General features: G+C 70.1%; 18 protein-coding genes and 1 pseudogene. 10 read left to right on the forward strand and 9 right to left on the reverse strand.

Annotated features, from left to right (window positions below):
• The first annotated feature begins 52 nt into the window (after positions 1 to 52).
• From ACIA8D_RS09795 to ACIA8D_RS09805, 3 genes are all read left to right on the forward strand, one after another.
• On the forward strand, positions 53 to 1,189 hold the full coding sequence (locus tag ACIA8D_RS09795; RefSeq protein WP_399230416.1) for an acyl-CoA dehydrogenase family protein: 1,137 nt from the start codon (positions 53 to 55) through the stop codon (positions 1,187 to 1,189).
• Positions 1,186 to 1,617, forward strand: coding sequence for a RidA family protein (locus ACIA8D_RS09800; protein ID WP_399230418.1), 432 nt, complete (start codon positions 1,186 to 1,188; stop codon positions 1,615 to 1,617). The genes ACIA8D_RS09795 and ACIA8D_RS09800 overlap by 4 nt, the downstream gene beginning before the upstream one ends.
• A 201-nt stretch (positions 1,618 to 1,818) precedes the next feature.
• On the forward strand, positions 1,819 to 2,670 hold the full coding sequence (locus ACIA8D_RS09805; protein ID WP_399230421.1) for an alpha/beta fold hydrolase: 852 nt from the start codon (positions 1,819 to 1,821) through the stop codon (positions 2,668 to 2,670).
• On the opposite strand, the gene ACIA8D_RS09810 is transcribed toward ACIA8D_RS09805, so the two are convergent.
• Both ACIA8D_RS09810 and ACIA8D_RS09815 read right to left on the reverse strand, forming a co-directional pair.
• Positions 2,619 to 3,776, reverse strand: coding sequence for an FG-GAP repeat domain-containing protein (locus ACIA8D_RS09810; RefSeq protein WP_399230422.1), 1,158 nt, complete (start codon positions 3,774 to 3,776; stop codon positions 2,619 to 2,621). The two genes, ACIA8D_RS09805 and ACIA8D_RS09810, sit on opposite strands and share 52 nt — an antisense overlap.
• Positions 3,777 to 3,933: 157 nt before the next feature.
• Entirely contained in the window at positions 3,934 to 4,470 is a 537-nt protein-coding gene (locus ACIA8D_RS09815) for a tyrosine-type recombinase/integrase (protein WP_399230424.1), read from the reverse strand.
• A gap of 66 nt (positions 4,471 to 4,536) precedes the next feature.
• Here ACIA8D_RS09815 and ACIA8D_RS09820 point away from each other — a divergent pair, with 66 nt between their 5' ends.
• A complete protein-coding gene (locus tag ACIA8D_RS09820; RefSeq protein WP_399230426.1) occupies positions 4,537 to 4,785 on the forward strand; it encodes a hypothetical protein in 249 nt (82 codons plus the stop codon).
• 84 nt (positions 4,786 to 4,869) lie between these two features.
• Here ACIA8D_RS09820 and ACIA8D_RS09825 read toward each other — a convergent pair whose 3' ends face one another.
• Complete coding sequence (locus tag ACIA8D_RS09825) at positions 4,870 to 6,126, reverse strand: RNA polymerase sigma factor (protein ID WP_399230428.1); 1,257 nt, start codon at positions 6,124 to 6,126, stop codon at positions 4,870 to 4,872.
• On the reverse strand, positions 6,123 to 6,491 hold the full coding sequence (locus tag ACIA8D_RS09830) for a YciI family protein (RefSeq protein ID WP_399230430.1): 369 nt from the start codon (positions 6,489 to 6,491) through the stop codon (positions 6,123 to 6,125). The genes ACIA8D_RS09825 and ACIA8D_RS09830 overlap by 4 nt, the downstream gene beginning before the upstream one ends.
• A gap of 193 nt (positions 6,492 to 6,684) precedes the next feature.
• On the opposite strand from ACIA8D_RS09830, the gene ACIA8D_RS09835 reads away from it, so the two are divergent.
• Positions 6,685 to 7,329 (forward strand): dihydrofolate reductase family protein, encoded by a 645-nt coding sequence (locus ACIA8D_RS09835; protein WP_399230432.1) that lies wholly within the window; start codon positions 6,685 to 6,687, stop codon positions 7,327 to 7,329.
• Positions 7,330 to 7,430: 101 nt separating this feature from the next.
• Here the strand turns inward: ACIA8D_RS09835 and ACIA8D_RS09840 are convergent, their stop codons facing one another.
• The 3 genes from ACIA8D_RS09840 to ACIA8D_RS09850 form a co-directional block, all read right to left on the reverse strand.
• Positions 7,431 to 7,859: a transposase family protein gene (locus ACIA8D_RS09840; RefSeq protein ID WP_399230433.1), complete on the reverse strand. Its 429-nt coding sequence runs from the start codon at positions 7,857 to 7,859 to the stop codon at positions 7,431 to 7,433.
• Positions 7,860 to 8,185: 326 nt separating this feature from the next.
• Positions 8,186 to 9,715: a helix-turn-helix domain-containing protein gene (locus tag ACIA8D_RS09845; RefSeq protein WP_399230435.1), complete on the reverse strand. Its 1,530-nt coding sequence runs from the start codon at positions 9,713 to 9,715 to the stop codon at positions 8,186 to 8,188.
• 73 nt (positions 9,716 to 9,788) lie between these two features.
• Positions 9,789 to 9,986 carry a DUF4236 domain-containing protein gene (locus ACIA8D_RS09850; RefSeq protein WP_399230437.1) on the reverse strand — a complete coding sequence of 66 codons (198 nt, stop codon included), beginning with the start codon at positions 9,984 to 9,986 and terminating at the stop codon, positions 9,789 to 9,791.
• A gap of 342 nt (positions 9,987 to 10,328) precedes the next feature.
• Here ACIA8D_RS09850 and acnA point away from each other — a divergent pair, with 342 nt between their 5' ends.
• Positions 10,329 to 13,043, forward strand: a complete 2,715-nt coding sequence (gene acnA, locus ACIA8D_RS09855) for an aconitate hydratase AcnA (RefSeq protein ID WP_399230439.1) — start codon at positions 10,329 to 10,331, stop codon at positions 13,041 to 13,043.
• Positions 13,044 to 13,100: 57 nt separating this feature from the next.
• On the opposite strand, the gene ACIA8D_RS09860 is transcribed toward acnA, so the two are convergent.
• Together ACIA8D_RS09860 and ACIA8D_RS09865 are read right to left on the reverse strand one after the other, a co-directional pair.
• Complete coding sequence (locus ACIA8D_RS09860) at positions 13,101 to 13,277, reverse strand: DUF397 domain-containing protein (protein ID WP_399230441.1); 177 nt, start codon at positions 13,275 to 13,277, stop codon at positions 13,101 to 13,103.
• A complete protein-coding gene (locus ACIA8D_RS09865; protein ID WP_399230443.1) occupies positions 13,274 to 14,098 on the reverse strand; it encodes a Scr1 family TA system antitoxin-like transcriptional regulator in 825 nt (274 codons plus the stop codon). The genes ACIA8D_RS09860 and ACIA8D_RS09865 overlap by 4 nt, the downstream gene beginning before the upstream one ends.
• An 89-nt stretch (positions 14,099 to 14,187) precedes the next feature.
• On the opposite strand from ACIA8D_RS09865, the pseudogene ACIA8D_RS09870 reads away from it, so the two are divergent.
• From ACIA8D_RS09870 to ACIA8D_RS09885, 4 genes and pseudogenes are all read left to right on the forward strand, one after another.
• A pseudogene (locus tag ACIA8D_RS09870) lies at positions 14,188 to 14,586 on the forward strand (ATP-binding protein); the annotation flags it as partial.
• Positions 14,587 to 14,659: 73 nt separating this feature from the next.
• The gene (locus ACIA8D_RS09875) at positions 14,660 to 17,884 is read left to right on the forward strand and encodes an NACHT domain-containing protein (protein ID WP_399230445.1); all 3,225 of its coding nucleotides are present in this window, start codon (positions 14,660 to 14,662) and stop codon (positions 17,882 to 17,884) included.
• 106 nt (positions 17,885 to 17,990) lie between these two features.
• Positions 17,991 to 20,150 carry an ATP-binding protein gene (locus ACIA8D_RS09880; protein ID WP_399230446.1) on the forward strand — a complete coding sequence of 720 codons (2,160 nt, stop codon included), beginning with the start codon at positions 17,991 to 17,993 and terminating at the stop codon, positions 20,148 to 20,150.
• Entirely contained in the window at positions 20,150 to 21,679 is a 1,530-nt protein-coding gene (locus tag ACIA8D_RS09885) for an ABC transporter substrate-binding protein (protein ID WP_399230448.1), read from the forward strand. The genes ACIA8D_RS09880 and ACIA8D_RS09885 overlap by 1 nt, the downstream gene beginning before the upstream one ends.
• Positions 21,680 to 21,681: the final 2 nt, after the last annotated feature.

The following is a 21,681-nucleotide window of genomic DNA, read 5'->3' on the forward strand; positions in this document are numbered from 1 at the left end:
CGATACGGTTCCTGTGTGTGGCCGGTAGGCAGCCGTGAGAGGAGCACCACGTATGGGGACATTCTCGCTCGAACCGGAACAGCTCGCGTGGTGTGGTGAGCTACGGGCCCTCGCGGCCGACCGCCTCGCCCCGCTCGCCGAGAAGGGGGAGCCGGGCCGCGTCAACCGCCCCCTCGTCGCCGAACTCGGCCAACTCGGGCTCCTTGAGCGCCTGTTCACCTCGGGCGCGCTCGACCTGTGTCTGCTGCGCGAGTCCCTGGCCCGCGTCAGCACCGAGGCCGAGACGGCGCTCGCGCTCCAGGGGCTCGGGGCGCACCCGATCCACGCGTACGGCAGCACGACGGTGCGCGAGCGGTGGATTCCGGAGGTGGCCGCGGGCCGGGCCGTGGCGGCTTTCGCGCTGAGCGAGCCGGGCGCCGGCTCGGACGCGGCGGCGCTGTCCCTGGAGGCCCGGCCCGGCGACGACGGCGACAGCTGGCGCCTCACCGGCGAGAAGTGCTGGATCTCGAACGCGCCCGAGGCCGACGTCTACACGGTCTTCGCCCGCACCACCCAGGGCGCGGGCGCACGCGGCGTGACGGCCTTCGCGGTCCCCGCCGACCGTCCGGGCCTGACCGGCGAGCACCTCGACATGATCTCCCCGCACCCCATCGGCACGCTCGCCTTCGACGGCGTTCCCGTCACCCGCGACGATCTGCTCGGCGAGGTCGACGCGGGGTTCCGCGTCGCGATGGGCACGCTGAACCTGTTCCGGCCCAGCGTCGGCGCCTTCGCCGTCGGCATGGCACAGGCCGCCCTCGACGCGGCGCTCGCGCACACCGCCGAGCGGGAGGCGTTCGGTGCCCCGCTGAAGGACCTCCAGACCGTCGCCCACCAGGTCGCCGACATGTCGGTCCGGGTCGAGTCCGCGCGCCTCATGGTCTACGCGGCGGCCGGTGCGTACGACGAGGGCGCCCCGGACGTGCCGCGCCGCGCGGCCGCCGCGAAGCTCATCGCCACGGAGACGGCCCAGCAAGTCGTCGACGCCGCCGTGCAGTTGCACGGGGCGCGGGCGCTGCGCCGCGGCCACGTCCTGGAGCACCTGTACCGCGAGGTCCGGGCGCCCCGCATCTACGAGGGGGCCTCCGAGGTCCAACGGGCCATCATCGCCCGCGAGTTGTACAAGGGGAACAAGAAGGAGACCTCGTGAGCGACAACAGTCACATCGGGAGCAACAGCGGCGACCTGCGGCGCGTCAATCCGCCCGAACTCTCCCCGCCCACCGGCTTCTCCCACGCCGTCGTCGCGACGGGCGGCCGCATGGTGATGCTCGCGGGGCAGACGTCCCTGGACGCCGACGGCAAGGTCGTGGGGGACACCCTCCCCGCCCAGTTCACCCGCGCCCTGACGAACCTGCTCACCGCGCTGCGCGCGTCCGGCGGCACCCCGGAGCACCTGGCGCGCGTCACCGTCTACGCCACGGACGTGGCCGACTACCGGGAGAACGCCCGCGAACTCGGCCGGATCTGGCGAGAGTTGGCGGGTCGTGACTACCCGGCGATGGCCGTGATCGGAGTGAGCCGGCTGTGGGACGAACAGGCCATGGTGGAACTCGACGGGATCGCCGTCCTGCCCTGAGCCGCCTGCGCGCCTAGGGCCTGTCTGCAATCTCCCGTCGTCGCCCGGAGCGGCGCAGACGGAAGATTGAAGACAGGCCCTAGGGCCCTTCTGACGGATCTTGCGCCTTGCAGCTGCACGCACCAGACCCCACTCGGGGAGCCGAACGGAGCGGCCTCCCGCATCCAGCCGATCCGTCAGAAGGGCCCTAGGCTCGACCCCATGACGCAGCAGACGGAACTCTCGGTGGACCTCTCCGTGGGCCCGATCGCGTACGAGGACTCGGGAGGCGACGGCACGACCGTCGTCCTCCTCCACGGGCTCGCCCAGGACGGCACGGTGTGGCGGCAGGTCGTCGACGAACTGGGCTCGTCCGTGCGGTGCATCGTGCCCACCCTCCCGTACGGGAGCAATCACGTGCCCGTGCGGCCCGGTGCCCGCATCACCCCGCACACCGTGGCGTTGCTGATCGGCGAGTTCGCCGACGCGCTCAAGCTGGGCGACGACACGGTGTTCGTGGAGAACGACGCGGGGCGCCTCCAGCAGCTCGCCGCGGAGCGGCCCGACCGGGTGGGGCGCATGGTCATCGCGGGCTGTGAGGCCTTCGACAACTATCCGCCGGGCCCGGCGGGCAAGCTCCTGGAGGTCATGTCCCGGGTCCCCGGCGGCATCACGATGCTCGTGCGCACGCTGTCCGTGCGGCCCCTGCGGCGGATGCCAGGGACGGGGTACGCGGTGATGTCGCAGCGGCCAGTGCCGCACGAGCTGATCGACCACTGGATCGAGCCGCTGCGCAAGGATCCGGCGGCGCGGAAGCTGCTGCTGCACTATCTCCGGTCCGGGGTGAAGACGGAGATGATGGAGGCGGCGGACGCGTTGCGGGAGTACGACCGGCCCGCGCTGGTGGTCTGGGGCAAGCAGGACCGGATGATGCCGTTGGCGCATGGCCGTCGGCTGGCGGAACTGTTGCCGCGAGGTCGCCTGGTGGAACTGGACGATTGCGGCACGCTGATTCCGTTGGATCAGCCACGTGCCTTGGCGGCGGCGATCCGTGAGTTCGTCGCGGCCACATAGGGCTGAGGTCGCGGGGCTCCGCCCCGGGCCCCGCTGCTCAATCGCCGCAGGGGCTCCATCGATCCGTCTCGTCGTCCGGATGTGATCCACCAGTGCGGCGGGGCGGACAGGATCAGTTCGTCGTGGCCGTCGGTGTTGAAGTCCGCGGCGGAGTACGGGAGGGCGTGGGCGGGGCCCTGGGGGTCGAGTTCCACGACCTCGTCGGTCCCGTTCAGCAGCGCCACGCCGTGGTCCGTCGGGACGAGGACGCCGTCCCGTCCGTCGCCGTCGGGGTCGCCCGCCGCGTACACCAGCGTGGTCTGGAAGCCCTGCCGGTGCCGGCTCGACGTCGGCAGCTCCCGGCGGACCGGGGCGCCGCCGTCGCCCGGGTACATCGTCAGCGCCCCGGCGACCTCGGGAACCTCCGCCCCGGATCCCGGTTCGTCGTTGCGGCTGCCGTCGTCACCGACGACCACATCGCGCCGCCCGTCCCCGTCGAAGTCGCCGCGCACCACCGTGTGGAACCTGAGCACGGAGGCGGCGGGCGGCAGCCGCAGCTTCGTCGGCCCGCGGCCGGCCGAGCCGGGTCCGCGCGCCGCACCCCAGATCACGTACGAGACGGTGGGCCGGGCACTGAGCATCCCGTCGCTCACGGTCTCCTCGCCGATGACCGGGACGGTGAGATCGGGGAACCCGTCCCCGTCGAGGTTCGCGACGGCCACCTGCCGCGCGTCGACGGCCTCGGGGCGGTCGGTGCCGGTGGGGGACTGCGCGGCGGGCAGCCCCAGATCGCCGCGCCCCCACACCGTCCGGGTCGCCGGATCGAGCCCGCGCGCCGACCCGTACACCACGAGGACGCGTTCGTCCGAGGGCTCGCTCCGAGACTCCCCGGCCCGTGTCTCCACCGGGAGCAGCAGGTCCCGGTGACCGTCGCCGTTGATGTCGTCCGGGTCCGCGGAACCCTTTCCCGCGACGGGGGAGCGGCTCGCGGACGGCGTCCCGGAGGGCTCCGAACCGCCGCCCGGCGAGGGGGACTTGGCGTCGGGCCCGGCCGTCCCACCGCCGCACCCGGTGAGCAGGACGAGCGAGGCACACACGGCGACGGCGGCGGACAAAGGACGCTTCATGCGCTCACTGTCACACTCGCCCACCAGTAGGCGGGCGAGTGTGCGAAGCGGGCGGTCAGATGTCCCGGAACTCATACACAATGCTTCTGACCTGTATGAATGTTCCCTCTCGAAGATCATCTTGCACGGTTGTTGCACAAGCCGAGCGGAGCAGGAGTCACACGGCCCTGGTGTAGGCGCTCCGGACCGCGATGCGGACCTTGGAACCGGCTCCCACGACCCGGTGCACGTATTTACGCAGGGTGAACGCGGGATCGGCGTGTCCGAGGCGGTCCGCGAGCGTGTACACGTCTACCCCGCCGTTGATCATCATCGACGCGTACAGGTGTCGGAGCGCGTGCATCATCACGTCGCGGGACTTCTCCCAGCGTCGTCCCTTCGCGTCGGGCTCAAGGGGCTTGATGAGGCCGGCCGACGCCAGGGCGGGCTTCCAGCGGTAGGAGTTGAACCAATTCGACTGAATGGCGGTCTTCCCCCGGGTGTAGAAGATCAGCCGCACCGTGACCGGGTCGCCGCCTTTGCTGCCCCACGGTCGGGTCACCTCGACCGGCGGGTACTTCTCCATGTGCTCGCGCAGGGGGATGGCCACGTCGTCGGTCAGCTCGACCCACCGGTCCTTCGGATCCTCGTCGCTTCCACCCTTGGGGAGGGCGTATGCCAGGAACGAGCCGTCGTGGACCACTTGCCGTTGCACGTGCACCATCGGGCCGTCGGGGTGCGCCCAGTCGATGTCATCTGGAGACAGGCCGAATATCTCTCCTTGACGAAGACCCAGGCCGCGACCGCAGTCGACGAGTGCCTTGTAACGGTCCGGCAATTCGGCGCGGATCTTCTCGGTGTCATCCCAGGCGAGGGTCAGATCTGCCCGGCCGCCACCTCCTCGCTTCGGCTTGGCGTCCTGCACAGAGCCTCAGTGGTGCACGCGCAGTTCGCGCTCGAGGACGCGGCAGAGGTACACAAGGCGATCGAGACGCGGAACAACCTGGGGAAGGTAGTGCTGAGACCGTGACCGCCGCTACAGGCCGAGAATCCGCCGTGTCTCGTCGTTGTGATTTCGAGCGCACCTGTCCGATCGGTCGGTCCACAGCGGGAGTCAGCCGGACGTGCAACCTGGCGGCATGCCGGCTGCGCGAGTTCTCAGGAAGCGGCGTTCGGCCAGACTGGGCGTTCCACGGGCGGCACACGCGTAATACTTCCCGGCTCCCGTGAGGTCGCCGGCCATTTCCAGTAGGTGCGCGCGCACAGCGTGCAGCCGGTGGTGCTCGGTGAGCCGGTCGTCCTTGGCCAGTTGGTCCAGCAGGCGCAGGCCGGCTTGTGGGCCGTCGATCATCGCGACCGCCACCGCCCGGTTCAGGGTGGCCATCGGATTCGGGGAGAGCCGCTCCAGGATCTTGTACAGGGTGTTGATCTGACGCCAGTCGGTTTCGCTGGTGCTCGGGGCCTCGTTGTGCAGCGCGGCGATGGCGGCCTGCAACTGGTAGGGGCCCAGTGCCGAGCGGGTCATGGCGTCGGTGACCAGTGCGGTGCCCTCGGCGATGCGACCGTGGTCCCAGCGGGAGCGGTCCTGTTCGGCCAGCGGGATCAGTTCGCCGTCCGGGCCGGTGCGGGCGTCCCGGCGGGCGTCGGTGAGCAGCATCAGGGCCAGCAGGCCGGATATCGCGCCGTCGTCCGGCAGCAGTCGGTGCAGGATGCGGGTCAGTCTGATCGCCTCGGCCGCCAGGTCGTCGCGCCGTAGCCGGTCGCCGGAGCTGGCCGTGTAGCCCTCGTTGAAGATCACGTACAGCACGTGCAGGACAACGCGCAGCCGGGCGGCGCGATCCTGTCCGACCGGCAGGGTGAACTCGCTGCCGGCGGCTTTGATCCGTTGCTTGGCGCGGCTGATCCGCGCCGCCATGGTCGGCTCCGGTACGAAGTAGGCGCGGGCGATCTCGGCAGTGGTCAGGCCGCCGACGGCTCGCAGCGTCAGCGCGACCTGCGAGGCCGGCGTGAGCGCCGGGTGGCAGCACAGGAACAGAAGGGTCAGCGTGTCGTCCCGGTTGCCCGGTGTGTCGTCGCCGGGTTCGGGGCATGTCTGTTCCGGCTCCAGGGCGGCCACTGTTTCCTCGCGGCGGCGCCGGGCCTGTTCGCTGCGGACCTGGTCGACCAGGCGGCGGGCGGCAACGGTGGTCAGCCAGCCGTGCGGGTGGTCCGGGATGCCGTCGGCCGGCCAGCGTGTCGCCGCGTCGGCGAGCGCCTCCTGCACGGCGTCCTCGATCAGGTCGAACCGCCCGTAGCGGCGCACCAGCGCGCCGAGGGCCTGAGGTGCGAGCGCGCGCAGGAGGCCCTCGACGGTGGTGCGGTCGGCGCTCACGCGGTCGGGCCGCCCGAGAAGATCACCTGGCGGACTTCGATGCCCAGCCCGTTGACCCTGGCGTCCGGGATCAACGCGGCCAGTTCGAGTGCACGGTCCCGGCTCGCGACGTCGACCAGGTAGTACCCGCCGAGGAACTCCTTGGCCTCGATGTACGGGCCGTCGGTGACGACCGGGACATCGTCGCGGACGCGCACCACCGCGCTCTGGGAGGGGTCGGCCAACGCCTCGGTGCTGACCATCTCGCCGGACTCGCGGATGGTCTGCATGAAGGCGCCGTGCCCTTCCATGATCTCCCGGCGCTCGTCGTCGCTCAGCCCCTCCATGATGGCGGCATCGACATGCATGATCAGCAGAAACTTCATGTTCACACTCCCCACGGCGGCGGTGCCCGACGGGCCCTCTCACCGGATGGTCGTCGCGGAGTGGCCGTTCTTGACATGCCGGCCACGGATTCGGCAGATCAGATAATTCCTGCCGCCGGGAGTCAAGATCCGTCGATCGGCTCCGACCTCACGATGACGCTCGACCCCATTGTCGCCGTCTTGGGAGGAACACGTGCAACAGCTACTGAGAGTCCACAACTTCAACGTCTCCATCGACGGGATCAGTGCCGGCGAGGACCAGACCCTGGAAAGGCCGTTCGGTCATGTGGCGCCGGAGCGACTGTTCGCATGGGCCGGGGCCACGGCGAGCTGGCCCATGCGCACCGACCCCGGCGGCAGCCGCGGTCTGGACGACTACCTGACACGGGACTACGCCCGCAACATCGGTGCCGAGATCATGGGCCGCAACAAGTTCGGCCCCCAGCGCGGCCCGTGGCACAGCCACGAGTGGCGCGGCTGGTGGGGAGAAGAACCGCCTTTCCGCACCCCCGTGTTCGTCATGACGCACCACCGGCGCCCTGCCTTCACCCTCGGCGACACCACCTTCCACTTCGTCGACGATGACCCGGCCGCCGTTCTTGAGCGGGCCCGAGCCGCCGCGAAGGGCAAGGACGTCCGTCTCGGTGGCGGGGCCACCACGATCCGCCAGTTCCTCGACGCCGACCTCGTCGACACCCTCCATGTGGCGGTATCTCCGGTGAAGCTCGAAACCGGCGTACGCCTGTGGGACTCCCCGCAGGAACTGGTCGACCGGTTCCACCTCGACGTCGTTCCCAGCCCCAGCGGGGTCACCCACCACCTCTTCTGGCGCAAGTAATCCGCCCCGGCCCCAGCCCCGGCAGGCTGTTGTGGCCCGCCCCACCGTGCCCCGCGATGGATCAGGCAGTGACGACCGCTCAAGTCTCAGTGGCAGTTGATCTAACCCGCCGTGCGCGCTCTCACATGGAACAGCACACTCGTGCGTGACAACGGCGCCTTCACGATGCTCAGGAGCCGGGCCCCGCCACGGCCCGCGAGTAACAACCCAGCCATCTCCATCAGATGCTGCAGCAGCGGACTGCGCCGCTGGTAGCGCACCGTCAGTCCCTCGATTTGCTCGGCGAACGTCCGCCGCCCGCAGTCCGAGCTGTCGCAGAACAACCGCCGCACCGACAGGCCGATCAGCACCGGGCGACCGCCGACAGCGACATCAGCCAGCGTGCGGGCATACCGGCTGTGCACCCGTGCCGACACGCGGCCGCAATCCGGACACGCCACCATCAACTCGCGGGTCCGGGCCGCGATACGGACCACACCACCCACCGACCACACCCGTTCCACCCGCACCCCATTCAGGTGCGGTGACACCACTCGCACGAGGTCATCACACTCACCGAGGATCCCGCTACCCGTGACGGAACGTCACCGGCGCACGGTGGCACAGCCCCACTTCACGGAAATCTTGCCAGGGCCGTGATCGTGCACCACCTCGTACGGATGAGAGCGCACCATACGGGTACTCGGACATATCTGACGCACCGTCAACCATTCAAGATCATCTTGCACGTGCGTTGCACAAGGCGCTGAAGAACAACAGTGATCAATGGAGGGTTGTGAAGGTGAGTACTCGCAGGTCAGCTGGCATGTTGAGGTGTCGTGCCCCTTGCCTCCAAGGGGCACGACATTGCGCCGGATCAGATGTCCCGGAACGTCTCGATCTGCGCGCCGACGGAGTTGAGCCGCTCCGCCAGGTCCTCGTAGCCGCGGTTGATCACGTAGACGTTGCGCAGCACCGACGTGCCCTCGGCCGCCATCATCGCGAGCAGCACGACCACGGCGGGGCGCAGGGCCGGCGGGCACATCATCTCGGCGTGCCGCCAGCGGGTCGGGCCCTCGACGAGCACGCGGTGCGGGTCGAGGAGCTGGAGGCGCCCGCCCAGCCGGTTCAGGTCGGTGAGGTAGATCGCCCGGTTGTCGTAGACCCAGTCGTGGATCAGGGTCTTGCCCTGGGCCGACGCCGCGATGGCCGCGAAGAACGGCACGTTGTCGATGTTCAGGCCCGGGAACGGCATCGGGTGGATCTTGTCGATGGGCGCTTCGAGCTTCGACGGGCGGACCGTGAGGTCGATCAGCCGCGTGCGTCCGTTGTCGGCCGGGTACTCCGCCGAGCGGTCGTGGTCGAGCCCCATCTCCTCCAGGACCGCCAGCTCGATCTCCAGGAACTCGACCGGCACGCGCTTGACCGTCAGCTCGGACTGCGTGACGACGGCCGCGGTCAGCAGGCTCATCGCCTCGACCGGGTCCTCGGACGGCGAGTAGTCCACGTCGACGTCGATGTGCGGTACACCGTGCACCGTGAGCGTGGTCGTGCCGACGCCCTCGACCCGGACGCCGAGCGCCTCCAGGAAGAAGCACAGGTCCTGGACCATGTAGTTGGAGGAGGCGTTGCGGATGATCGTGGTGCCGGGGGCGCGGGCGGCCGCGAGCAGCGCGTTCTCCGTCACGGTGTCGCCGCGCTCGGTCAGCACGATGGGGCGGTCCGGCGCGATGTCCGGCTGCACCTCCGCGTGGTACAGGCCCTCGGTCGCCGTGATGTCGAGGCCGAAGCGGCGCAGCGCGATCATGTGCGGCTCGATGGTGCGGGTGCCGAGGTCGCAGCCGCCCGCGTAGGGCAGCTTGAAGTGGTCCATGCGGTGCAGCAGCGGGCCGAGGAACATGATGATCGACCGGGTGCGGCGCGCCGCGTCCGCGTCGATGGCGTTCATGTCGAGCTCGGCGGGCGGCACGATCTCCAGATCCGCGCCGTCGTTGATCCAGCGGGCGCGTACGCCGATCGAGCCGAGTACCTCCAGAAGGCGGTAGACCTCTTCGATGCGGGCGACGCGGCGGAGCACGGTGCGGCCCTTGTTGAGCAGCGAGGCGCACAGCAGGGCCACACACGCGTTCTTGCTGGTCTTCACTTCGATGGAACCCGACAGCCGGCGTCCGCCGACCACGCGCAGATGCATCGGTCCTGCGTACCCGAGCGAGACGATTTCACTGTCGAGGGCTTCGCCAATTCGAGCGATCATCTCAAGGCTGATGTTTTGGTTGCCGCGCTCGATGCGGTTGACCGCGCTCTGGCTGGTGCCGAGCGCCTCCGCAAGCTGCGACTGCGTCCAGCCCCGGTGCTGCCGGGCGTCGCGGATGAGCTTGCCGATGCGTTCGAGGTAGTCGTCTGCCATGGCGGCAGGTTATCTCAGATATGAGATGCCGCATGTCGAGGGGCCCGTCGGAGTGACGGGCCCCGTGGGGGTGTCAGCGGCGCTTGGCCGTGCGCGTGCGGCGCCAGCCGAAGGGGCCCGGCGGGTCCATCGAGGTCGTGCGGCGGCCGGTGCTGCTGTGGGTGCGGCGCGGCCCGTGCCGGCCGCCCGTCGTGACGGACCAGGATCGGCGATTGATGTTGAGCCGGACCCCGGGCAGGATGCGGAAGCTCTTGCGGAATGTCATCGGCATGCGCTCCGCGTACCCGCGACCGCCGCGATCAGGCCCGCGCCGGCGGCAGCGCTGGTGCATCCCGGCCCCCCCGTACGACGATGAGGGGACCGGCGCGTGGCACCACATGGCGCAGGGTGGGTACGCGCCCAGCAGTGAGCTCGGCGACACCGCTTGATGTCGCCGACGGACGATGTATTAGAGTTATCTCGACATCGAGATATCTGCCGAGGCGTGCCGCGGCCGCACGGCATCGACGGTCGGCAGGTAAGGGCTACCTAACTTAGCCTTACCTTAGCTGATCGTCGAGCCGACGTGACGGCAGGATGCGGTGGAACGCGCACATATATGAAGGAGACTGTCGTGTCGGCGAACAGCTTCGACGCCCGCAGCACGCTGCGCGTGGGCGACGAGTCGTACGAGATCTTCAGGCTGGACAAGGTCGAGGGCTCGGCCCGCCTTCCCTACAGCCTCAAGGTCCTTCTGGAGAACCTGCTCCGTACCGAGGACGGCGCGAACATCACCGCCGACCACATCCGCGCGCTCGGCGGCTGGGACTCCCAGGCGCAGCCCGCGCAGGAGATCCAGTTCACGCCGGCCCGCGTGATCATGCAGGACTTCACCGGTGTCCCGTGTGTCGTGGACCTCGCGACCATGCGTGAGGCCGTGAAGGCCCTCGGCGGCGACCCGGCGAAGATCAACCCGCTGTCCCCGGCCGAGATGGTCATCGACCACTCCGTCATCGCCGACAAGTTCGGCACCTCGGACGCGTTCAAGCAGAACGTGGACCTGGAGTACGGCCGCAACAAGGAGCGCTACCAGTTCCTGCGCTGGGGCCAGACCGCGTTCGACGACTTCAAGGTCGTCCCCCCGGGCACCGGCATCGTGCACCAGGTCAACATCGAGAAGCTGGCCCGTACGGTCATGGTCCGCAACGGCCAGGCCTACCCCGACACCCTGGTCGGCACGGACTCGCACACCACGATGGTCAACGGCCTGGGCGTCCTGGGCTGGGGCGTCGGCGGCATCGAGGCCGAGGCCGCGATGCTCGGCCAGCCGGTCTCCATGCTGATCCCGCGCGTCGTCGGCTTCAAGCTGACCGGCGAGCTGCCGGCCGGCACGACCGCCACGGACCTCGTGCTCACGATCACCGAGATGCTGCGCAAGCACGGCGTCGTCGGCAAGTTCGTCGAGTTCTACGGCGAGGGTGTCGCCGCCACGTCGCTCGCGAACCGCGCCACCATCGGCAACATGTCGCCGGAGTTCGGCTCCACCGCCGCGATCTTCCCGATCGACGACGAGACGCTGAACTACCTGCGTCTGACCGGCCGTGACGCCCAGCAGGTCGCGCTCGTCGAGGCGTACGCCAAGGAGCAGGGCCTCTGGCTCGACCCGGCCGCCGAGCCCGACTTCTCCGAGAAGCTGGAGCTCGACCTCTCCACGGTCGTCCCGTCGATCGCCGGTCCGAAGCGCCCGCAGGACCGCATCGTCCTGGCGAACGCCGCCGAGCAGTTCAAGACGGACGTGCGCAACTACGTGGCGGACGACGAGGAGGCGGGCAAGGAGTCCTTCCCCGCGTCCGACGCCCCGGCCGCCACGAACGGCGTCCCGTCGAACCCGGTCACCGTGACCGCCCCCGACGGCTCGACGTACGAGATCGACCACGGCGCCGTCACCGTCGCCGCGATCACGTCCTGCACCAACACCTCGAACCCCTACGTGATGGTGGCCGCGGCCCTCGTCGCGAAGAAGGCCGTCGAGAAGGGCCTGACCCGCAAGCCGTGGGTCAAGACCACCCTCGCGCCGGGCTCGAAGGTCGTCACCGACTACTTCGACAAGTCGGGTCTCACCCCGTACCTCGACAAGGTCGGCTTCAACCTCGTCGGCTACGGCTGCACCACCTGCATCGGCAACTCGGGCCCGCTGCCCGACGAGGTCTCGAAGGCCGTCAACGACCACGACCTCGCGGTCACGTCGGTCCTCTCCGGCAACCGGAACTTCGAGGGCCGCATCAACCCCGACGTCAAGATGAACTACCTGGCGTCCCCGCCGCTGGTCGTCGCGTACGCCATCGCCGGTTCGATGAAGGTCAACATCACCAAGGACGCCCTCGGCGTCGACCAGGACGGCAAGCCCGTCTACCTGGCCGACATCTGGCCGTCGGAGTCCGAGGTCAACGACGTCGTCGCCAACTCCATCGGCGAGGACATGTTCTCGAAGTCCTACGAGGACGTCTTCGCGGGTGACGCCCAGTGGCAGGCCCTCTCGGTCCCCACCGGCAACACCTTCGAGTGGGACGACGAGTCGACCTACGTCCGCAAGCCCCCGTACTTCGAGGGCATGGGCATGGAGCCGGCCCCGGTCGAGGACATCTCCGGCGCCCGCGTGCTCGCCAAGCTGGGCGACTCGGTCACCACCGACCACATCTCCCCGGCCGGTGCGATCAAGGCCGACACCCCGGCCGGCAAGTACCTGTCGGAGCACGGCGTCGAGCGTCGTGACTTCAACTCGTACGGCTCGCGTCGCGGCAACCACGAGATCATGATCCGTGGCACGTTCGCCAACATCCGCCTGCGCAACCAGATCGCGCCGGGCACCGAGGGCGGCTACACCCGCGACTTCACCCAGGCCGACGCGCCGGTGTCGTTCATCTACGACGCCTCGCAGAACTACCAGGCGCAGGGCACGCCCCTCGTCATCCTGGGCGGCAAGGAGTACGGCTCCGGTTCGTCCCGCGACTGGGCCGCCAAGGGCACCGCGCTCCTCGGCGTCAAGGCCGTCATCACCGAGTCGTACGAGCGCATCCACCGCTCGAACCTCATCGGCATGGGCGTCCTGCCGCTCCAGTTCCCGGAGGGCCAGAACGCCGACACGCTGGGCCTGAACGGCGAGGAGACCTTCTCGATCTCCGGCGTCACCGAGCTCAACAACGGCACGACCCCGTCCACGGTGAAGGTCACGACCGACTCCGGCGTGGAGTTCGACGCGGTCGTCCGCATCGACACCCCCGGTGAGGCGGACTACTACCGCAACGGCGGCATCCTGCAGTACGTGCTGCGCAGCCTGATCAGCGAGTAGGCGATCCGGTAAGGCAGTTGGGCCGCGACCCCCGGTGGGGTCGCGGCCCTTCGCCGTTCACGCGCCGGCGAGAAACGCGGTCCACGCCTCGGGCGTGACGGTGAAGTGCGGGCCGCCGTCGGCGTTCTTGGAGTCGCGGACGTGGATGGCGGTGGGTTCCGTGGCGACCTCGACGCAGGCGCCGCCTTCGCTGCTGCTGTAGCTCGACTTGAACCAGTGAAGTGCGGTGGTCATGGCTCTCCTAGCAGGCGATCCAGCAGGCCCATGGTGGCTTTGGGCGTGAGGGCCTGGGATCGCAGCATCGCATACTTGCACGCCAGGATGGACACCTCGTCGGCGTCGGAGACCCACTGACTGCCACGCTGCGACTCTGTGTAGGCGAGATGCTGGTGCTCCGGGGTCTCAAGGAGGATGAACGGCCCCGCGTCGCCCGCGTTCTCCTGCGCGTCCAGCGGCAGCACCTGGAACGACAGGCCGGGCAGGTCCGCGCACTCGCGCAGGAACCTCAACTGCGCCGCCCGCACGAGCGGTTCGGCGATAGCCATCTTCAGCGCCGGTTCCCAGACCACGAAGCTCATCGTCGGCGGCACCTTGCGGTGCAGGATCGCCTGCCGGTCCACACGCGCCGCCGTCTTCGCCTCGACCTCGTCCTCGCTGTACGCGGGTACCCGCTGTCCCAGCAACGTACGGGCGTACTCGGCGGTCTGGAGGATGCCGGGCACGACGAGCGCGTCGTACCACGACAGCGCGATGGCCTCCCGCTCATGCTGGATGTACGACTCCGCCCACAACGGAAACTGGTCCACCTCCGGCATCGCCGCGACGGCCGTCGCCAACGCGCCCTTGGTGTCCAGGAGTTGGTCCAGGGATGCCGCCAGTTTCGGGACGAGTGGGCGGCGGGCCTGCTCGATCGCCGCGATCGTCGACTCGGCCACTATCAGCCGCTCCGCGAGCGCCGCCTGGGTGTAACCGGCGGCCTTCCGGAAGAGGGCGACGAGGTCGGCGACCAGCCTCATCGCCGAGGGATTCTTCGGCGGATGTTGCGCAGGGCTCATGACGGGCAATCTCCCCGCCCCCGTTCCTTCTTGACCCCACTCGAACCCCGACAAAAAATCTGTCGGGGTCGATTCACTGTCGCCATTCCATCACTCTCCGCAACATTCCACTCGTGAATCAGGAACCCCGCGAGCGCTTCTTCCGCCGCGAACGCCCATCCGTCCCCGCCGCCCGGGAGTTCACCCGCGCCGCGCTCACCGACTGGCGGGTGCCCCAGGCCCGCGCGTACGACATCGTGCTGTGCGTCAGCGAGCTCGCCACGAACGCCCTGCTGCACGGCGTCCCGCCCGGCCGCGGCTACTTGCTGTGTCTGCTGCCGGATGAGGACACGCTCCGTGTCGAGGTGCACGACAGCGGCAACGGCGTGCCGCGTGTGGTGCGGCCGGACGAGGGCGGCCGCGGGCTGATCCTCGTGGCGGCGCTCGCGGACGCGTGGGGTGTGGGGGAGCGGGACCCCGGCAAGGTGGTGTGGTGCGAGTTCGGGCAGCTGTCGGCCGGGGCGCGTACACGTATGGTGGAGGACACGTGGGCGACGGGGGTGAGCGGTGGAACTGGGCGCAATGGGGCTGAAGCTCGCGTCCTCGGTGGCGGTGCCGTTGCTGAAGCGGTTCGTGCTGCCGCCCCAGAAGGTGGCGGGCGCCGAGTTCCCCGGTGAAAAGCCCATCCGCGTACGGTCGTTGCTGTCCTTCGTGGGCGATCACCCCGCCCTCAGCCGCGACGACATGCACCGGCTGTCCAGGGAGCTGGTGCGCCGCGCGGTGCGGGCCGCGCCGCCGGGCGAGGCCCGGCTGCCCGACGACGAGCACGACGCGGTGGGCCAGGCGCTGACCCGTACGCTCTTCGCGCTCGGCCAACTCGACATGAACGACGTCGACCTGGTGCTGCTCGGGCCCGAGGAGCTGGCCGCCACGCTGTCCAGCGCGGCCGAACGGGACATCAAGGGGCTGCTCACCGCGGACGCGGCCCGCTTCCACGACGCGCTGCTGGTCACCGCCTGCGTGCACCTCGTGCGGTTCTTCACCGAGCGGCCCGGCTTCGAGGCCCGCGCCCAGCTGTCGAACTCGCGCCAACTCCGCGAACAGAAGGAGCAGTTGGACCGCTTGGAGCGGATCATCACCGGCCAGGACAACCAGGCCGCCGACATCGAGTTCGAAGAGGCGTACGCCGAGTACGTCGTCGGGCGGCACGGCCGTCTCACCATCTACGGCGTCGACCTGCGTGACCCCGCGGGCCCCGAATGGCCGCTCGACGACGCCTACTTGAGCCCCACCGCCGTACCGCTGGCGGCGGCCGAGGAGGAGGACGGCGACTACGAGACCGTGCCCGAGGAGAGCGTCGAGAGCGCGCTCGCCGGGCGCGGCAAGATCGTCCTGCACGGCCTCGCGGGGACCGGCAAGACGACGCTCGTGCAGTGGCTCGCCCTGACCACCGCCCGCCAGGAGGCTGTGCCCGTCGCGCTGCCGCAGCTGATCGGGCGGGTCCCGTTCGTGCTGCCGCTGCGCACGCTCGCGAGGCAGGGGGCCGAACTGCCCATGCCGGGGCAGTTCCTGGAGTGGATGCGCTGCGGCCTCAGCGGCAGCGAACCCGACGGCTGGGCCGTCCGCGTCCTGCGCAACGGCCGCGGGGTGCTGCTCGTCGACGGGCTCGACGAGATCCCCAAGGCGGACCGGCGGCGCGCCCGCCAGTGGCTGAGCGACCTCGTGCGCGACTTCCCCGGCAACCTCTGGCTGTGCACCACCCGGCCCTCCGCGCTCGAACCGGGCTGGCTGCGCAGCGAAGGCTTCTACGAGCTGAGCCTCAACCCGCTCGGCCAGGCCGACCTGCGCCGCTTCATCGCCCGGTGGCACGTCGCGGCGTTCGCTCACGAAGGAGCGCGCGCACAGGAACGGGCGGGCGAGCGCAAACGACTCGCCGAGGAGCTCGTCGAATCCCTGCGCTCCAACCCCGAATTGAGCCGCCTCGCCACCAACCCCCTGATGTGCAGCCTCATCTGCGCCCTGCACCGCGAACGCCGCGGCTTTCTGCCGAACGGACGGGCCTCCCTCTACCGGGCGGCCCTGTCCATGCTCCTGGAGCGGCGCGATGTGGAGCGGGACCTGTACCCGCGGGGCGACGACCGGCCCCGGCTCGACGAGGAGTCCGCGACCGAGCCGCTCAAACGGCTCGCGTACCGGCTGATCCGCAACGACGACACGCAGATGGAACGCGACGACGCCATCCATGAGCTGCGCCGACTCCAGCCGCAGGTGCCGAGCCTGGAGCGGCTCGGCGGGCCCGAACACGCCCTTGAGTACCTGCTGGAGCGTTCGGGCCTGCTCCGCGAGCCCGCACCGGGCGCCGTGGACTTCATTCATCGTACGTTTCAGGACTACCTGGGTGCCAAGGCTGTTCTTGAGGACCGTGACTTCGGCATGCTGGTCAAACACGCTCACATGGACCAGTGGGAGGACGTGGTGCAGATGGCCGTCGCGCAAGCCGATCACAACGGGCGGGCCGACCTGCTGATGCGCCTCAGCGACCGCGGAAAGCGCGAGAAGGACGTCACAGTCCAGGCCAGGATCCGCCTCCTGGCGCTCGCCTCCCTCGAACAGGCCACCCGGCTCGAACCCGTCGTGCGCCAGACCATCGAGGCCGAGGCCGCGAGCATGCTCCCGCCGCGCAGCCTGCGCCAGGCCCGCGTCCTCGCCCGCACCGGGCCGCTGCTTCTCGGGCTGCTCCCGAGGGCCGACGAGCTGGACGGGGACGCCGAGCTGGCGACCGCGCACGCCATCTGCCAGATCGGCGGCGACGCGGCCATCCCGCGGCTCCGCGAGTTCCTCACCACCTCGCAGTCCACGGTGCGCGCCCAGCTCCTCGGCCACTGGGACCGCTTCGACACCGAGACGTACGCCCGCGAGATCATCGCCCCGCTCCTCGAAGCGGCGCCCGGCGAACCCGTCACCGTCCGCTCGCGCGCCGAACTCGACGCCCTGTCCCGGCTGCCCGGCTGCGAACGCGTCGGCATCCACGGCGACTTCGACCCCGCCGCCGTCCGCGCCGCGCTGTCCCCGGAGCACCTGCGCGAGCTGCGGCTGCGCGGCACGCTGGGCATCGACGACCTCGCCCTGCTGCACGACTTCCAGCACCTGGAGAGCCTCACCCTCCAGGGCTGCCGCAACGTCAAGGACCCCGAACCGCTCACGGGTCTGCCCCAGTTGCGCAGCCTCACCCTGGAGAACGTGCCGCAGTTCGAGCCGCTGGAGCAGCTCGACCAGTGCGCGCGGCTCGAAGCCCTGCACATCGGCGCGGGCGTCCCCTGGCGCGGCGTCGGTGAACTGCCCAGGCCCGGCCGGCTCAGGACGCTGTCGCTGCCGCCCGGCACCTCCGAACTCAGTGAGATCACCCGATGCGTGGCCCTGGAGGAACTGCACCTTCAGGACGCGAGCAGCCGGCTGCTCCCCGACGGCTGGGGCGGACTGCTCGGCCGACTGCCCGCGCTGCGCACCCTCTGCCTGTCGGCCGAGCAGCTCAGCACGCTCCTGTTCAACCCGGCCAGCCAGATCCCGCAACTGACCAAGCTGTTCGTGTACGCGCAGCAGGGCACCCCGCTGCAACTGCGGCGCATGTCCCGCCGTCTGCAAGGCCTTGAGGAGCTGCATGTGACGCAGGGCGGCGACATCGACCTCGCCCCGCTCAAGGGAATCACGTCGCTGCGCCGGGTCCGGATCGCCTACCCGGGCGGCGCCGTACAGGGCGTTGAAGAGCTCCCCGAGGGCGCCGAACTGGAGATTTATCCGCAACCGTGAAGGGGCCCGCGGCCTTGCGGACCATCTGGCAAGAGATCGACGCCACCGGTAAGTTCTAGGGTTCACGCAGTAGTTGACGATCCCTAGGGAAGCAGGACAGCCGAAGATGGCCAGGCCCAAGGCGCCCTTTCTGTACGGGCGTGAACCCCTGGTGGGATCGCTCGTCCCCGCACTCACCGGGCTGGCGTTCCACGAACGCGCCCGCACCAAGCGGGAATTCGGGTCCGACGTGCCCGTGGTGCTGCTCACCGGCGAGCACGGCACCGGACGCAGCGCCCTCCTCGACGCCCTCGCCCGCGGCTACCGGGGCCGCCTCCCGCTCGCCCACGTGCGCGCCGTCGTGCCGGGCTCGCCGGTCGCCGCCGGCCTCGCCGAGGAGGTCCCCGAGGGCAGCGTGCCGCCGGACCCCGCCTCGTCGCCCGCCGAGATCCTGGAGCGCCTCGTGTGCGCGCTCACCCCCACGTACGGCACCTTCCGCACGCTGATGCCCGCCCTGTTCGCCGTGTCGGGCTGGCACCTGGGGCAGACCGACGAGCGCGACGAGGTGTGCCGCAGGCACGCCCGGATGCTCATCGCGAGCGGCCTCGCACGGGGCACCGAGCGCGAGGTCGCCCGCGACTGGGCCACCCAGGTCGAGACCTCGCTCAGCGAGGCCGCCGCCCGCGACGGCGACCCCGACGACCCGGACGGGACCCAGCCCGTCACCGCCGCCGTACTGCGCCAGCTCGCCGCGAGGATGCCCCTCGCGCCCGCCCGAGCCTGGTTCCGGCAGCGGCACACCACGCCCGACGGCACCATCGCGGAGGAGGACCCGCTGTGGCTGCTGTCCCGCCGCTTCCACCGCGGCGGCGACTATCTGCACGCGGCGGAACAGGCCCTGACCGCCGCCTTCCTGGAGGAGACGGCCCACGCGCACGGCCTGGTGCGCAGGCTCAACCGCGAGCCCTGGCCGCTGATCCTGCTCGACGAGGCGCACACCCCGGCGGGCTCCCGCTTCCTCGAACTCCTCCTGGAGCAGCGGGCCCTGGGCGGCCGCAAGTACGACGACCGGATCGTGGTCGTCGCCACCCGGCTCGGCGACCTGCCCCGAGAGGACGCGCCGCACGCCGTGCGGCGCGAACTCGTCGACCTGCTGCCGCCCGGCGGCGTCAGACGCCCCGGACACGCCGCCACCCTGTGGAAGCGGACGGGGCACGAACCGTCCGAAGGGCTCCTCGTCCTCCCTCTCACCCAGCTGACCAGGGACGACATCCTGTCCATGCTCGACCGGGCGTCCTCGCGGCTGCTCCACCCGCACCTCGCCTCCGCGCTGCACGCGCTCACCGGCGGCCACCCCTCGGCCAGCACCGTCCTCGCCGACGCCGCCGTCGAGACCGCCAGGCAGAACCGCACCGTCGTCCCGCGCGACCTGCTCGACCTGCGCGTCGAGGGCGGCCGCGCCGTCACCGAGGTGCTGCTGCGGGACCTGCTGCCCGACCGCAGACAGCGCGACCGCCTCATCAAGCTCTGCCTCGCCAGGGACTCCAAGGCGGCCGAGGCGCTCGCCCAGGACCTCGGCCTGGTCGGCCCCGAGCAGCTGCCCGCCACGGCCGCCGCCCAGTACCTCGTCGAGCGCAAGTGGCAGGAACTCCCGAACGCCGAGAGCCCGCTGGTCACCAGCGGACTGCTGCGCACGCTCCTGGTCCACGAGGCGCGGCGCACCATGCCGCAGGGCGACGAGCCGCACAGCTGGCGCTCCGTGCACGCCTTCCTCCATCTCCACCACGTCCAGCGCGCCGAGACCGAGGAGGCCGACGCCCTGCGCCACAGCCTTGCCGCCGGAGACCCGCAAGCGGTCGTCGAGATGCTCGCCGACGAGTTCAAGGCGGAGGAGGCGGAACAGAGCATCGAGCACTGGCTGCTGTGCCTCAAGCGGTGCGCGAGCGCGCCCGTGCCGCCCACCGGCGAGACCTGGAGCGACCAGCGCGTCGAGATCGCCGACGGCGAGCACGCCGCCCGCTACGCGCGCCTCGACCCCTCGGGCCGCAGCATCAACCGTCTGCTGCACGCCCTGTGGTACCTCTCCGAGCCCTACGCCGACGCCGCCCTCGACCCGGACGCCGACCGGATGTGCCGGGCGGTGGGGGAGGAGCTGGGCTTCCTCGCCCGCCGCCACCCCAACTGGTACGCGGCCCTCGGCCAGGCGGCCCGCGACTGGCCGACGGCCGCCCGCAAGAGGCAGGAACTGCCCGTTCCCGCAAGCACCAACTCCGTGGAGGGAGGCTGATGTTCGGCAGCAGGATCAGGGAGTGGGGGCCGCTGGACTGGTGCGTCGCGGTGCTGATCGTGCTCGCGCTCGTGGCGGGCGGGATCTACGGCGGCTCGAAGCTGCTGCGAAGGTGCGACAACGGGCTGAGCGAGATCGACGGCGAGTGCATCGGCGTCACCACGAAGTCCTTCGAGGCGGACGACGACATTGGCTCGCTCCTCGACGCCATCGCGAAGGAGAACGACCGGGTCGCGTCCGAGAGCGGCACCCCCTACGTCCGGGTCGCTCTGATGACGGCCTTCACCTCGGGCGACAGAAGCGCCATGACGAGCGACATGATCCGCCGCGCACTCGCGGGCTCCCTCGCCGCGCTGGAGGAGGCGAACGACGGTGCGGGCGGCCCGCAGGTCCAGTTGATGCTCGCGCCGATCGGCCAACAGCTCGACCAGTGGAAGCCGGTCATCGCGAAGCTGGACACGCTGGCCGACGACAAGGACCACCCGCTCGTCGGCGTCACCGGCATCCCCAGCAGCCAGACGTCCACCCGCGAGGCCCTCGCCGAACTGACCGCCCGCAAGCTCCCCACGGTGGGCCCGGTGATCAACGCCTCGTCGATGAACTTCGACTATTTCTTCAAGACCTCGCCGGACGACAAGGAGTTCGCGAACGCCCTGCGGCACTACCTCGACACCTACCCACAGGGCAAGAAGAACGGGCTGCTGCTGCTCGACCGGCACACCGGCGACGTGTATTCGAGGGACCTGATGAGGACCCTCAAGGCCCGCTTCGGCAAGGACTACGACCTCACCGCGAGCCCGTCCCTGTTCACCGGTTCCTCCGGAAGCGACGAGGGCGAGCCGGGCATCTTCTTCGACGCCGTCGGCAAGATCTGCAACCAGGGCACGGACACGGTCTTCTTCGCCGGCCGCGACCAGGACCTCCCGGGCTTCATCGACGCCCTCTCCGACGAGGGCAGCTGCACCCACGGCAAGCCCCTGCGCATCCTGAAGACCGGCATCGGTCTCGAACCCACCCTCACCCGGCCGGAGGTCAAGCGCGACCTGCGCAAGGCGAACGCCACGATCGTCGACGCCGCCTCCTTCGACCCGCGCTGGGAGAAGCCGGGCTCCGCGGACCGCCCCGCAGGCGTCGACGACTTCCTCGACCGCTTCAACGAGGTCAGGAACAAGCACACCCTGGGCGAAAAGCCCCTGGCCGACGGCTACGCGGCCTCGTATTACGACGGCCTCCGGCTGCTCACCGAGGCGATGAAGCGGACCTTCGCCGACCTGAACAAGGGCCAGGACTCCGAGCAACTGCCCACGAGGCAGGAGCTGTACACGACGCTGTCCCAGTCCACTGTCAACAGCTCCGGCATGCTCCAAGGGGCGACCGGTACATACGGATTCGCCGGCCAGGACACCAACGACCGCTGGTCGGCGTGCAAGCCGGTCCCGGTCGTGGAGTTCCCCGAGACCCGTCACGACAAGAAGCTGCCGCTGTACCGGACCTACGACGACGGGGGGTGCTCCCGGGCGGCGCGCTGAGG

Origin of the sequence: Streptomyces sp. NPDC051684 (genome assembly GCF_044453445.1) — a bacterium.
Classification (GTDB): Bacteria; Actinomycetota; Actinomycetes; order Streptomycetales; family Streptomycetaceae; genus Streptomyces.